This window comes from Maribacter aquivivus, assembly GCF_900142175.1.
GTDB lineage: Bacteria > Bacteroidota > Bacteroidia > Flavobacteriales > Flavobacteriaceae > Maribacter > Maribacter aquivivus.
The window spans coordinates 2358894-2373344 of sequence record NZ_FQZX01000001.1 but is presented as its reverse complement, the minus strand read 5'-3'; the positions used below and the strand labels follow the sequence as shown (position 1 = coordinate 2373344).

General features: G+C 33.8%; 15 protein-coding genes. 13 read left to right on the top strand and 2 right to left on the bottom strand.

All coding sequences use genetic code 11. From position 1 onward, the window contains the following. The 13 genes from BUC31_RS20305 to BUC31_RS10000 all read left to right on the top strand — a co-directional run. On the top strand, positions 1-1032 hold a 1032-nt coding region (locus BUC31_RS20305; RefSeq protein ID WP_170861943.1), incomplete at its 5' end, for a T9SS type B sorting domain-containing protein. Positions 1033-1038: 6 nt separating this feature from the next. Beyond that, a complete protein-coding gene (locus BUC31_RS10055; protein ID WP_073243576.1) occupies positions 1039-2034 on the top strand; it encodes a PorP/SprF family type IX secretion system membrane protein in 996 nt (331 codons plus the stop codon). Positions 2035-2260: 226 nt separating this feature from the next. After that, positions 2261-3022 (top strand): DUF4272 domain-containing protein, encoded by a 762-nt coding sequence (locus tag BUC31_RS10050; RefSeq protein WP_170861942.1) that lies wholly within the window; start codon positions 2261-2263, stop codon positions 3020-3022. Between the two features lie 58 nt (positions 3023-3080). Beyond that, entirely contained in the window at positions 3081-3800 is a 720-nt protein-coding gene (locus BUC31_RS10045; RefSeq protein ID WP_073243566.1) for a hypothetical protein, read from the top strand. After that, positions 3801-4661: a hypothetical protein gene (locus tag BUC31_RS10040; RefSeq protein WP_073243564.1), complete on the top strand. Its 861-nt coding sequence runs from the start codon at positions 3801-3803 to the stop codon at positions 4659-4661. It abuts the gene before it with no gap. A 167-nt stretch (positions 4662-4828) separates the two neighbouring features. Next, entirely contained in the window at positions 4829-5803 is a 975-nt protein-coding gene (locus BUC31_RS10035; RefSeq protein ID WP_073243562.1) for a bile acid:sodium symporter family protein, read from the top strand. 44 nt (positions 5804-5847) lie between these two features. Next, a complete protein-coding gene (locus BUC31_RS10030; RefSeq protein WP_073243560.1) occupies positions 5848-6381 on the top strand; it encodes a DUF4442 domain-containing protein in 534 nt (177 codons plus the stop codon). A gap of 243 nt (positions 6382-6624) precedes the next feature. Next, entirely contained in the window at positions 6625-7044 is a 420-nt protein-coding gene (locus tag BUC31_RS10025; RefSeq protein ID WP_073243558.1) for a DUF2147 domain-containing protein, read from the top strand. 8 nt (positions 7045-7052) lie between these two features. Then, positions 7053-7976, top strand: a complete 924-nt coding sequence (locus tag BUC31_RS10020; RefSeq protein WP_073243556.1) for an NAD-dependent epimerase/dehydratase family protein — start codon at positions 7053-7055, stop codon at positions 7974-7976. 116 nt (positions 7977-8092) lie between these two features. Continuing rightward, entirely contained in the window at positions 8093-8671 is a 579-nt protein-coding gene (locus BUC31_RS10015; protein ID WP_073243554.1) for a Crp/Fnr family transcriptional regulator, read from the top strand. 100 nt (positions 8672-8771) lie between these two features. Beyond that, on the top strand, positions 8772-9215 hold the full coding sequence (locus BUC31_RS10010) for a DUF1569 domain-containing protein (protein WP_073243552.1): 444 nt from the start codon (positions 8772-8774) through the stop codon (positions 9213-9215). A 6-nt stretch (positions 9216-9221) separates the two neighbouring features. Beyond that, complete coding sequence (locus BUC31_RS10005; RefSeq protein WP_084134989.1) at positions 9222-9860, top strand: hypothetical protein; 639 nt, start codon at positions 9222-9224, stop codon at positions 9858-9860. 85 nt (positions 9861-9945) lie between these two features. After that, complete coding sequence (locus BUC31_RS10000) at positions 9946-10797, top strand: hypothetical protein (RefSeq protein ID WP_073243550.1); 852 nt, start codon at positions 9946-9948, stop codon at positions 10795-10797. 17 nt (positions 10798-10814) lie between these two features. Here BUC31_RS10000 and BUC31_RS09995 read toward each other — a convergent pair whose 3' ends face one another. Both BUC31_RS09995 and BUC31_RS09990 read right to left on the bottom strand, forming a co-directional pair. Further along, positions 10815-13040 (bottom strand): FUSC family protein, encoded by a 2226-nt coding sequence (locus tag BUC31_RS09995; RefSeq protein WP_084135009.1) that lies wholly within the window; start codon positions 13038-13040, stop codon positions 10815-10817. 137 nt (positions 13041-13177) lie between these two features. Continuing rightward, complete coding sequence (locus tag BUC31_RS09990) at positions 13178-14344, bottom strand: response regulator (protein ID WP_073243549.1); 1167 nt, start codon at positions 14342-14344, stop codon at positions 13178-13180. Positions 14345-14451 lie beyond the last annotated feature (107 nt).

The following is a 14451-nucleotide window of genomic DNA, read 5'->3' as shown; positions in this document are numbered from 1 at the left end:
TCAACAACGTGTTCTTGGGATGTTACTGGCACAGCTGACCCAGAACCAGTAACTGAATGTTGGGAAACAGCTACCTTTAACAATGCAACATGCTCGTGGGAAGTATCAGGAACTCAAGACCCAGAACCAACAACTGAATGTTGGGAAACAGCTACCTTTAACAATGCAACATGCTCATGGGAGATAACCGGAACACAAGACCCAGAACCACAGGCATCCTGTGGTCAAACAGTAACATTTAATTCTACAACCTGTTCTTGGGAAGTTTCAGGCACAGCTGACCCAGAGCCAGTAACTGAATGTTGGCAAACCGCTACTTTTAATAATGCAACATGCTCGTGGGAAGTAACAGGAACACAAGATCCTGAACCAATAGCTTCATGTGGTCAAACAGTAACGTTTAATTCAACAACTTGTTCATGGGAGGTAACAGGAACTGAAGCTCCTATAGTTACTTACCCGGCCGATGAAAGTATGGATATCTCAATTAACCCAACTATTAATTGGCAAGCAGTAAATGAGGCTACAGGCTATAGAGTAATTATTGGAACTAGTTTAGGAGGAACGGAAATAGAAGAAACTGTAGTAGAAAATGTGCTGGAATATACAGTAACCAATTCGTTAGATGAGAATAGTACGTACTTCGTTTCTGTATTCGCGATAACAAATATGGGAGAGTCAGATCTATGTTCTGCAAATGAATTTACTACAGAAGAATTTTCACAAGAAGAAGAAGAAGAAGAAGAAGAAGAAGAAATCATAGAAACTATCACAGAAGGTATTTCACCATTCTTTACCCCAAACAATGACGGTTACCATGATACTTGGAATATTGAAGATGTAGGTAACACTATTGACTACATATATGTACTGGATAGATTCGGGAAAATTCTTAAACAGATCAGACCTGAATCAGAAGGTTGGGATGGTACTTACAAAGGTAAATCAATGCCCGAAGATGATTACTGGTATGTCATCGTGCATGATTCTGGAGCACAAGAAAGAGGACATTTTAGCTTAATAAAAAGATAAATAACCATGCAAAAATCAACTTATCTTTTATTGGCAGGAATAAGTATGTTCTTAACTCAGTTTTTAGGAGCACAAGGCACATTGCCTGTCTATTCAGATTATTTATCTGACAATATATTTATGGTGCATCCAAGTGCAGCTGGTATTGGCAATAGCGCAAAAGTAAGACTAACGCATCGTCAACAGTGGAACGGAGTTAGCGACTCACCTGCATTACAAACAATAAGCATGCACAGTAGCATAGGAAATAACGCTGCTTTAGGTGGTTTAATTTTTAATGATAAAAACGGATTTCATTCTCAAGTCGGATTTCAAGGTGCGTATGCCTATCATCTAAATTTTGGAAATTATGAAGCATTAAATCAATTATCCTTTGGTCTAGCAGCTTCGTATGTAATAAATAGTTTAGATCAGCGAACTTTTGCCGATTTTGACCCAATAGTTGCCCAGGTAATACGATCAGAAGCATATTTTAATGGCGATTTAAGCTTTGCATACCACAAACTAGATGGATTTGTTTACCTAACTGCTAAAAACATTTTGCTTAACACTCGTAGTGCTGAAGATTCTGAATTTAAATCATTGAACCTTAGAAGATACCTTTTGAATGTAGGCTATTTTTTTGGTCGTGGACAAAACCTTCAATTTGAGCCGTCAGCAATGTTTCAACATGTAGAAAATACTGGCGAAAACTTATTAGATATCAATGCCAAAGTATATCAAACTTTTGGCAACACAGCAAGAGCTTGGTTCGCACTTTCGTACCGACGAAGCTTAGAAAAAAATGATGTGAAAAATTTCAACCTAATTACTCCTATTGCTGGTATAGAGTTTGACAGATATTTAGTTTCGTATACCTACTCAAGTGAATTTGGAGGTTTGGTTAGTGGTAATGGTGGTTTTCATCAAATTACATTAGGCGTTAATTTATTTTCTAATAGGCGTTCAAATCGTGGTTACAACTCTAGATATAATACCTTTTTATACAAGACTAATAATTAACCCAATATATTGTAATCTAAAAATATTGGTATAGCTTTTTATTTGTTTCTATCCATAGATAATTTTGATATATGCTTATTGAGATATTTAATGGTTAAGTAATGAGCATCTTTATTTCGATAAATCCACTACCTAATATACTCAAATAATGAGGTTCTTGCATCTAAACATGCAACAAAGTATATTCGAATACGTTAGAAAATCAAACTTCAATAACAACAACAATATGGGGATATTCAAAAAACTATTTGGTTCAAAAGATAATGAAGAACCAAAAAAGGAAATTCAAAATAAACAATCTTCTAAGTCCTATGATGACATCGCTTGGATGACAGACCTTAGACGAGAAAATTTAGATATCTGTTTCAATGCAGGTTTCAAACCAACTACTAGCCTACCCACAGAATTAGGCAGACATTTAAGACCTTCTATTGAAATTGCCAAAAGATTACATGCTATAAAAGCATTAGTTCTTTGGGTCATGGTACCTGAAGAAAACTTGCCGCAAGAACAGATCTTGAGTTTCATTGAAAATAATAATCTTGAAGATTTCATGACTGCAGAAGAAAAATCAATCTTAACGGTATCACGAGATGATGAGCAAGCAAGAAACGCTATAGGTTGGAAATTTGAGAACGCTTGGCCTTTGGCTTGGTATTTCGGATACAAACAACCGGAAATAACAGGAGAAATGATGTCAGGCGACCAAATGCAAGACATTTTAAGTAATTATACATGCAAATTAGATGGTAGTATAGAAGAATGGCTAAAAGATAAAGAGACGGTTTCAGAAGAAGATTTGATGCAGAAAGAAGACTTGTTCTATTGCTTGCATAATGCAGTTAGAAGTGGTCAATTAGGTAGAGATACAGTACCTGCTGGTTTTGACCCAATGGGTAATGGTGGTGTTATTCATGAACGAAGACATTCTTTAACCTATATGGTTTCTAAGGATACCAGCTGGGAAGAAACTGATTTGAGTACTTAAAAAAGTATTGACCAACACAAATTAACGTTTTGAAAACGAGTATTCAACAATATATAAAATGACTATATTTTCTTATCATCTTGTCAAAATACCATTTGCTTTGGCAGTTAAGGGGGTATTCACAAATCCCATAGATAAGAAAACAAAAGGTCTAATTCACTCTGAATATATGTCAGCGATGACATTAGGTTCACCCATTATTTCAACTTCTAGATTTCTAATAAACCAGGTTGCTATTTTTGCACAATGGGAAAATGAAGAAGCACTTGAGAACTATCTTAGAAATGAAAAGTTCGGTAAAATATTGAATAATGGTTGGCACGTTCGATTATTATTCATGCGCGAATGGGGAAAGATCACCGGATTCAAAATACCTCAAATAAAAGCGACGTTAGAAAATGAATCATCTGCTGTAGTCGCTGTTACCGTTGCTAGAATGAAACCCTTGGCAATACCAAGGTTCTTAAAATGGGGAAGACCTGTGGAAAAACTGGTGAGAGACCACCAAGGCACTATATTTTCATTGGCTTCAATTAAATTTCCTAATACAGTTTCGACATTTTCAATCTGGAAAACTGAAAAAGAGATGACCAATATGGTACATGGACATAGCAATATGCCCAAACCAAAAAGACATTCAAATGCCATGAAAGAAAGAGATAGAAAAGACTTTCATTTCGAATTCACCACATTACGTTTTAAGCCTATTTCTGAATTTGGCATGTGGAAAGGACAACAAAACTTTATTCCAACTGAGCAATTAAATAAACCCAGCTAAATGGAATTTGCACCTTTAAAACAAAACGTTCAAGATTGGATCACGCAACAATGGGTAATTCTATTTGGTAAAAAAATTAATGCGGCTGAAAACAAGTGGTTACTTGGTCCTTTCGGAGAAACGAATGGCATCGGCTTAAAATTCATTCAGCAACTAGCAAAAAAAGAAAACTTACTACTAGATGACAAACAGGTAGACAAAGGTTTGTTTCAATCTATAAGTCAATTAAACTTACCCGAAAATCAACGTAACAAGTTATCTAAAGACGTCATTGACTTTTACGAAAACACAAGTAATTACGATTTTGACTTGGGAGTAAAATGGAATCCGATTTTCAAAGTATTTGGAAGATTATTAAAAATCTTATTCAGTAATCGCATTCAGCAGTTAAACATCCCAATGGGTGCCGATAAAAACTCCGAAGCATTACAGAGTCAAATTATTCATTTAATAGACAAACAAACCAAAGAAGTTAAGCGAACAATATGGCTCAGGACTTTCAAGAAATCTGGTCAAGTAGTGTATTCTGGTGTTTATGAACCGTGTACCCTACCCAATGGAACTGGTTGTATAAAAGCAATTTTCCCTTTACCAAATGGCAGTGCTACTGTTATATTAAACCCCACAGCAGGTGAGAATGGAGAACTGATCTTAAACTCATCAGGCAAAAAAATTGGAGATAGCGGATTTTACTTTCTACTGCATGACGCTAAAGGAAACTTATGGACTAAGTTTATTAAGTCATTTAAAGATAAACTTGTGGTAAGTTCAGAAAATGGACAAATAACAGCAATACAAACTTTGACATTATGGAATTTAAGAGTCTTAGAATTCACCTATAACATTAAAAAATCCATATAAAATAAACTACTGAAGCTATTTATAATGGCTACAATTATAAACGTCAAAAATCATATTATTTTTCGGCAGAAGGTTATTACTAAGTTGATAATAATTCGTTCAATTTAGGAAAACCTCTTCACAGAGAAAATCAAATAAAATTCAGTTATTTGCCGTAAAGAATATTCATGAAATTGAAGATTGATAAGTTTGTCTTTTTTATAATTATTGCCATAGCATTAGCATACCTTTTTCCGCAATGGGGAACACAAGAAAGTAAACTTCCGCTAAACACAATTAGTAGTATAGGCATTTCACTTATTTTCTTTTTTTACGGACTCAAATTAAGTCCCGAAAAATTAAAGCAAGGACTCAAAAACTGGAAATTACATTTATTGGTACAAGGTGCTACTTTTTTGCTTTTTCCTTTATTGATTTTACTGATACATCCATTCATTCAAAATGAAGAACAAGAAAACATATGGTTGGGGTTCTTTTTTTTAGCTGCATTACCATCTACAGTATCATCTTCAGTTCTTATGGTTTCATTAGCAAAAGGGAACATACCAGCAGCAATATTCAACGCCAGTATTTCTGGCATTATAGGCATTGCCTTTACCCCATTATGGATGGGACTATTTGTTAGTGACTTACAAACCGACTTCGATTTTACAGAAATTTACATTAAACTAATTGTTCAAATCATAATACCTGTAATAATAGGGCTTATTTTACATCGCTTTTTTGGTTCTTTTGTACAGAAACATAAAAGCAAAATAACACTGTTCGATAAATCGATAATTCTATTGATTATCTATAAAAGCTTTAGTGAGTCTTTTGAAAAGAATATTTTTAGTGCTGTCTCTATAGTAGATTTACTCCTCATTTTAATAGGTGTCATCCTCTTGTTCTCTATTGTCTTTTATCTCACCAAATTATTCTCAAGAAAATTACATCTAAATAAAGAAGACCAAATTACCGCCCAATTTTGCGGCACTAAAAAATCGTTAGTACACGGTACCGTTTTCTCAAAAATACTATTTGGCAACATGGCATCTATTGGTATCATCTTATTACCGCTCATGTTGTTTCATGCCATACAAATACTTATAATTAGTGTGGTGGCGACAAAATTATCAGTTAGAAAATTAGAGGAACTTTAGAAGTTCAATTAATTTTACCTCCCTTTTATAATTACAAAAACAATATGTCAGTTTATCAGAAAGTTGAAGCATTAGCATCAAAAGTATTTAAGAAAAATACCATATTTAAATATGGCTTCAATCTGTCGCCTATGTACAAAAGAAGTACTGCGAAATTAATTGAGGTGTCAGAAGATCTATTGCATGTAAAAATTATAGTACCATTGAGCTACAAGAACAAAAACTATGTAAACTCCATTTTTGGCGGTAGTATGTTCTCAGCGGTGGATCCTATACCAATGATTCAGCTATTAACTATTATGGGAAACGACTATGTAGTTTGGGACAAATCTGCTGAAATATTCTTCAAAAAACCTGCAAAAGAAAACTTGTATGCAGACTTCGATTTTTCTGAGAAAGAGCTTGATGAAATTAGAGCGCAAGTAGCCGAAAAGAAAGAAATTGATATTATTAAAAACACCCAACTTACCAATAAAGAAAAAACCCAAGTATTTTGCGAGGTTAAAAAAACTATTTACATCGCTGATAAAGCGTATTTTAAACAGAAGCGTAAGAAAAAACAAACGGCTAGTGCTTAGTTGTTGGTTAGGAAAGTAATATAAGAGTTGAATTTACTCTTTACCAAGTATAAACCACTGAAATAGAGTTTAATAAAATTGTAAAAATCTTAAATTTTCAATTGAATTTTTAATGCTATAAATTTGCATTAGCTTTAAGTATTCGAAGAAATAGTATCTTTATTTTTTCCCCTCTATAACTCAAATATTTAGGAACTAAAAGTGGGTAATAAATCGATTAACATTATAAAATAGCGTACAAACATGAAAAATTTATTCTTCCTATTACTAATGATAGTAAGCTTTATTAGCTACGGACAAACAATTACAGGTCAATGGGAAACCTTTGATGAGGAAACAAACGAGAAAAAAGCACTCATTGAAATCTATAAAACAAACGACACCTATTTCGCCAAAATAGTTAATAGCTATAAAAGCGATGCAGACAAAGTTTGCGAAAACTGTAAAGGATCAAAAAAAGGACAAAAAATAAGAGGTTTAGTAATCATCGAAGACATTAAGAAAGATGGTGATGAGTACAATGACGGTACTATTCTAGATCCAGAAAACGGTAAAGAATACAAGTGCTATTTAGAACTCGAAGAACCTAACAAATTGAAAGTGAGAGGTTATTTAGGCTTTTCGCTTTTAGGAAGAACCCAGTACTGGATCAGAAAGCAATAAATAGTTAAATGCAAACGATACTTGGGGCTAACGGTCAAATCGCTATAGAATTAGCAAAAGAATTAAAAAAGAAGTACACTTCTAACATAAGGCTCGTTAGTCGAAATCCGAAAAAAGTAAACGATACCGACAAGCTTTTTTCTGCCAATTTATTAGACAAGCAAAAAACTGAAGAAGCTGTAAAAGGGAGTGAAATTGCCTACCTAACCGTTGGTCTACCAATGAATACTAAGATGTGGGTTGATCAGTTTCCTACGATGATGCGTAATGTAATCGATGCTTGCAAAAAGCACCATACAAAATTGGTATTCTTTGACAACACCTATATGTATGCGCAAAATGAAACTCCATTAACGGAAGAGAGCGAATTTGCACCTGTGGGACAAAAAGGAAAAGTAAGGGCAGAAATTACTATCATGCTTTTAGATGAAATGGCTGCAAATAATTTAGAAGCAGTTATTTGTAGGGCACCTGAATTTTATGGTCCTGGAAAAACACAGAGTATTACCAACGCCATCATTTTTGATAATATAAAGCAAGGCAAAAAATTAAAAGTATTTATTAGCGATGCGACTTTAAGAACATTAATATGGACACCAGATGCCAGTAAGGCTATGGCTTTAATTGGTAACTCAGCCGATACCTATAATCAAACCTGGCACCTACCCTGTGATGATTCTAGGCTCACCTACAAACAGTTTATCGCTTTAACTTCTGAAGTATATGGCAAATCATTCCGTTATTCAGTGGTGCCTAAAATTGCTTTTATAATAGGTGGTGTTTTCAAAACACAAATGAAAGAATTACAAGAATTGCTACCAAGATATAAGAGCGATAACATATTCGTTTCTACCAAATTTAAAAATAGGTTCCCAGATTTTGCGGTTACCACGTATCAAGAAGGTATTGAGCAAATAAAGAATGAGGGATAACCTAATGAAGAAAAACTAATAAATTAAATAAAGTTAGTAATCGGTCAAAAGCAAATTATAAGTAGTTTAGAAATAAATTAATCAGCATTAATCTATTTTAAAATCCACCATTTATAATGCAAACCGAGCACTTCCTAAAAAATATATTCTCCCCTACTACTTTCACAGAAAAAGAACTGGAATCCATTATTTCAAAATTTAAAAAAGTAAGCTTTAGTAAAAGCGACTATCTTTTAAAAGAGGGTAAAATTGAAAACTATTATTGGTTTATAGAAAGTGGTTTTGCCCGTTCGTTTGTTAATGACACCAAAGGCAACGATATTACTACAGACTTTTATGGGCAAGGCGATATTGCTATAGATTGGTCTTCCTTTTTTCTTCGCAATCCTACACGAGAGAATATTCAGGCATTAACTGATATTGTTTGTTGGCAATTAGACTTTGAGACTTTCCAACAACTCTTTCATAGCATTGAACCCTTTAGAGAGCAGGGTCGTAAGAAATTGGTCAGTTCTTATTTTGCACTTAAAAATCAGCGTGTATCGTTCATTGCAGATGAAGCAAAAGAACGCTATCTACAATTGATTCAAGAGAAACCTCATATATTAAAAAACGTTTCGCTACAACACATTGCTACATATTTGGGCATTACCAAGTATTCGTTAAGCCGTATTCGTAAAGAAATAGCATCATAAAATCTGTTTTTGCCATAGGGCAACTTTTCAGTGGAAAGTTGCACATATATTTGTTTTATAACCACGGCTATTCAAAAGGCGAATACTATAAAACCACTTTATGAAATCAATATTTGAAAAGAACACTAACAGCGAATTAATTGAGCGCGTTCAAACTTTGAAAGAATCTGACAATGCGCAATGGGGCAAAATGGACCCATATCAAATGCTAAAACATTGTACGTTAGGCGAAGAATTATTTCAAGGCAAAAAAGAGTACAAAAGGCTTTTTATAGGCAGATTATTTGGCGGAATGGCATTGAAGGGAATTATGAAAAATGAGCTTCCAATGAAAAAAAATCAGCCTACGCATCCGGAATTTAAAATATCTGGAACCGGAGATTTCAATAATGAGAAAGAAAAATGGATTGGTTTACTAAATGATTATAACGGTTATTCAAGCACTAACTTTATTCATCCATTCTTCGGAAAAATGACCAATGACGAAATTGGCATATTTGTTTACAAACATACAGACCACCATTTAAAGCAATTTGGCAGATAATAACAAATGATGTTACAAGCAATATTCTTACTCATTACCTTTTTGACCTTATTCTTGTTTTATACCGGAACAGGAAAAAACATAAGGATAGTATTAATTTTTATTGCTTGGCAGATTCTAATAGGGATTTTGTCATATTTTGAAGTCTTTAATGAAAAGCCGCTATTATTCCCGCTAGCAATCATTGCCACTACCCTACTATCTTTTTTGAGTTTTAAGATGGTTTCAATTGAAAAGCTAAACACAAACTACTTGCTAGGAATACACATTATAAGAATTCCAGTAGAATTATGCCTGTATCAACTTTTTCTTAAAGATCAAATTCCTGAAATTATGACTTTTACCGGTTGGAATTTTGATATTTTAATCGGGCTTTCTGCCGTTGTTATTTTAATTTATCAATACGTAAAGAAGAAGAATTTAGCACGACAGTATTTTTTATTTTGGAATGTAATTGGACTATTGTTTCTTTCAGTCATTGTCATAATTGCCATATTATCATCTCCGCTACCAATTCAGCAATTTGCGTTTGAACAACCAAATATTGCTCTTTTAGAATTCCCCTATAGTTTCTTACCCACCTGCATAGTGCCTATAGTTTTTATTTCTCATTTCCTGCTTATTAAACACCTTAAGCAATTCTAAAACATTAATAATCAGTATTCCTGTTTTAACTTAATCTTTTCATTTTTTTAATAAAGGCGTAGTATTTTTAGCACAAACACAATCATTGCCTAAGCATTTAATATTCATACTTGTAGCAGTACTAGCTTCCTTTTTAGGGTTTGGTCAAGACAATTCTACTCTAATAAAGGGTAAGGTTTCAAGTACTAAAAATGATGTCTCTAATGTATTAATCGTTAATCTCAATTCTAAAAAATCTACCATAACAGATTCCCTTGGTATATTTTCTATAGAAGTGAAGTTAAAAGACTCGGTCCGTATTACTGCCGTACAATACCTGCCAAAAGAAATAGTAATTAGCGAATCTCACATAAATAGTAGTTTGATAACGATTCAACTCATTGATAATATTATTGATTTAAATGAGGTTACCGTTACCCCTTATAATTTAACCGGTGAGATTGATAGAGATATTGATAGGCTGCATATTGAACCCACCGTAACATCATATTCCTTAGGGTTACAAAATGCAGATGTCACCAAAATGACCCAAAGTGAAAGACTATTACAAGAGGCTGATAGAGGAAAATATGTAAGTCTACAAACAATAGAAGATTTCGGTAAGCTAAATGAAATTTTCAGTTACGCTGCAATAAGTGTTAAAGTAAACACCCATAAAATCATGAACAAAGTTTCTGGCAGAACTAAATCATTAGAAGAAATGGTGGAGCGAGACCAAAACATGAATTTAGAAAAAGAAATCATTTATAAATTTTCAAAGCAAACAATAGCAGAAAATTTTGACATACCTGAATCAAACGTTAACGGCTTTCTTACCTATTGCCTTTCTCAACCCGATTTTAATGCATTATCTGACTCAGGAAATATGGCAGAAATTTGGGCATACCTAGAAACTAAAAGTGTAGAATTTAAGAGTACAGATATTTCTAATGAATAGCATAAAACCTCTACTTATCACAAACTTGAAGTCAACTTCATCATCGTAGAACTTAAAGAATATAGCCAGCGCAATTGTTCCCAAATTAGTTGCTCTTCTTGATGATTTCGTTTTAAGGCATTATTATCTTCTGCATTTAAATTCACATTTTCAGAATCGAACTTAGGCAATTGTTTCTCAAACGAACCAACTTCTTCAAAATTCGGCTCATCGCCAGTAGAAATGCTATTAGAAAGCGTTTTCATCACTAAACTAAGGTTTTCATCTATCTTAAAAACAATGCTATTAAAACGTTCTGAAGCCTCTGTGGTGGTATGGTGCTGAATATAGATACTTAATGATGCCAGAGATGATAAAAAGTTGTGGTTCAACTCTACCAACTCATATATTTTATTCAGATTTTTTTGTTTTGAATGGGGATCTTGGGTCATACGCTGAAATGCCGAGCTTAAGTTCGACGTTTCTAGAAAAGCACTTTTACGCGCCAATCTATAGCTAGTAGGCACACTACCCTTGTGTCTATAAAAATCTGCAATTTCAGTTAGGTACATTCGGTTTGCCTCAACACTTTTGGTAACATCTTTTTGTATTTCTTGAAAACTCCAGCTGGGCCATAAAAATAGAAATCCTAAATATGATAATCCTGCACCAACAAGCGTATCTAAAATTCGGTATTGAATTACGGTCATTACATCGGGCTGTAAAATTCCGTAGATAAATACAATACTAAGGGTGACATAGATTGCCGACAATTTGTAATTTTTCTGTAGCATTGATAGCGCAACTATAAATGAAATTAATGCCAACACTGCATACACATAAATATCTTGTACTAGGTATACAATGACCGTGGCAATAACACCACCTATTATTGTACCCATAGTTCTGTCTTTAGATCGTGTTTTTGTAAGACCATAATTAGGTCTCATAATTAATATGATGGTCAAAAGTATCCAATACGGATTCTGGAACGCAAATACATTACCAACCACAAATCCGATCATTAAGGTAACCGCTAAACGTAAGGAGTGTCGAAATATGGTAGACCTAAAACTGAGGTTTCGTAATAATATACGCGGACTATAATCTTGAGAAATCAAGAAACGTTTTAGAATTTCTTTATCAATAAATTCTTCTGAGGCTACATCATAATCACTAAGCAACCACTTCATTCTTTTAAGTTTATCGAATTGCTTTTCTTGATATTCTAACAAATTCTGAAACATAATAAAAGCTTCATAAGCTTTAGCATCTTTTACAGTGCCAAGTGCCGAAATCTTAATTCGCAATTCTTCAAAATGATTGGTTAGCGCATCATGCTTTGGCATTTTACTAGGCTTGTTACCAATTTCAGAAATTAATTGCAATTGATTAGCCATCTCAAAAGTCAGGTTTTGAAACAACTTGGTAAATTCTGGATACAGTTTAAATTGCTCATCCATCTTCGTATAATTTACCGGATTCGCACCTGCCGTTTCCAGCATTTCTATCAATTGCACCAATACCAAAACCCGCTTACCATTATAGGTAGACCTACCTGAGTTTTTACGCGATAGAATAAGAATTTCACGCAGCGTATCATGTTGTTCCGTAAGTTCACTTTGTAGTAGAAACAACCGCTGCTGCAATTTTTTCCTATTAGATTGTTCATCTATTAGCTGCGCACGTTTCTTTAGAAGTTTACCGGTACGCCCTATGGTATCATATAAAATTTCTTCGGTCTGCCCCTTCGGGTTTATTTTATACCACAATAAGGATAATGCCAAATACCAGAGTCCGCCAAGTCCTACTAGCAAAGCATATTCGTAAATCTCCAATTTATCGGGAGTATGGGCAAAACTTAAAACTAAAGCTAAAAGTCCAGAAAAACTTATAAGTGAAGCTCTAAAACCATAAGATGATATTAACGATATAGCAAAACTTGCAACCCCTAAAATAAGTAGGGCAAGCCAAGTAGCATAGTGTAAATACCCACCAATAAAGCTAACGACCATTACTAAAGCAGCAGAAAAGAGTATACCGTAAATTTTATGTTTTTGACTGCCATTTACATCACTAGGGTTACACCAAAAAGCACCAAAACATATGGCAACACCTATTTCGGTATACCCAGTAGAAATACCAATGGACAAAGGTGTAATAACCGCAACTACGGTAAGTACCGACTTAGAAAAATTAGTACTACCAAAATATTGCAGTAGTTCTTTTAAAGAAACAGAAATGAAATTTTGAATTTTGTTCAACACCTATAGAATCAAGTACAAAGATACACTTTGGCAGTAAGACGCATTAACTACATAAAAACAAAAAGTGCTGAGATAATGAAATCTCAACACCTTTTATATATCTTAAAAAATGGGAACCTAATTTTTAAGTCTTATTATCTGTAATGAACAGCGATTTGAGCTAGTTGACCTACAATTTTAACGGAGTCTTTCATAGACAGTTTAGAACCATCAGCGTGTATCCATCTTTTTAAAGGTTGTTCGCAAATCATGCTTTTCACCTCACTTTTACCATAGTACTTTTTCATTCTCATGAATAGCTCTACATCAAAAAGCCATTTAGTAACAAATTTCTTATTAAACATTTTAGAAGCAATCTCGCGATCCATCACTTTTGCACCACATTGGGTATCTTTAAAAGGCATGCCTAAAATAGTTTGAATGATCAAGTTGATCGTCATACTAATTATCTTTCGAGCAGATTCTTTTGTAATATTAGCACCCATTCTTGCGATACGAGAACCACTTACTATTTTAAAATCTGAACTTTCAATAGTTTTTATCAAATCATCAAAATCTCTAAAGTCTGTTGATAGATCGGCATCTAAAAACCCTATATAATCTAACTGTTGATCTTTTACCAAGTGTAGAATTCCTTGGCGAACAGCTTCTGCCTTCCCGCCATTTTGTTTACAATTATAAATACTTATGTTATCAGCATTATCTTTTTTTAATTGCTGAAGAACAGCTAATGTATTATCCGTACTACCATCATTTACAAAGCACAAATGATACCCAAGGTTTTTATGTGCAAAGTCTTTAAATTCTGCACTAGAAAGGCGCTCTTCTTCATTATAACATGGTATCACCACCCCTACGCAATTCTTCTGAAGTATACGTGTATCAGGTTTTTTTGAAGTAACTACTCCCTTATTTTCAGGCGCACCTATTATTCTTTTTATTCTAGCGGCCATTTCATCTAGACTTACCGGTTTCTTCAAATAATCATTAACCCCTAAATCAAAATTCTGCATAATTAAATGCTCATCTGTATTACCGGACATTACGAGAATAGGCGTATCGTTTTTCATAAATACTCGAATATATTTTACAACTTCAGTACCGGTACACGAGACCAATTCTGTACCCGACATTTCTGGCATATTCATATCAAGTAAAACCAAATCAGGTTTAAAAGAATTAAACAACTGTATACCCGATTCAATTGAATTGGCGGTTTGTACTTCATATCCTAATTCTGACAATCGTTTTTCAACAGAAAGTAGAATAAGTTTTTGGTCGTCTATGGCTAGAATTTTCATTACTATAATTTTGGTTAAGCTTGGTTTACGTTTACAAATTTACTTGGCATGTAGCGCAAATAGGGTTCAAACAAGATGGATAACTGTTTACTGTAGACGAGTGGTTT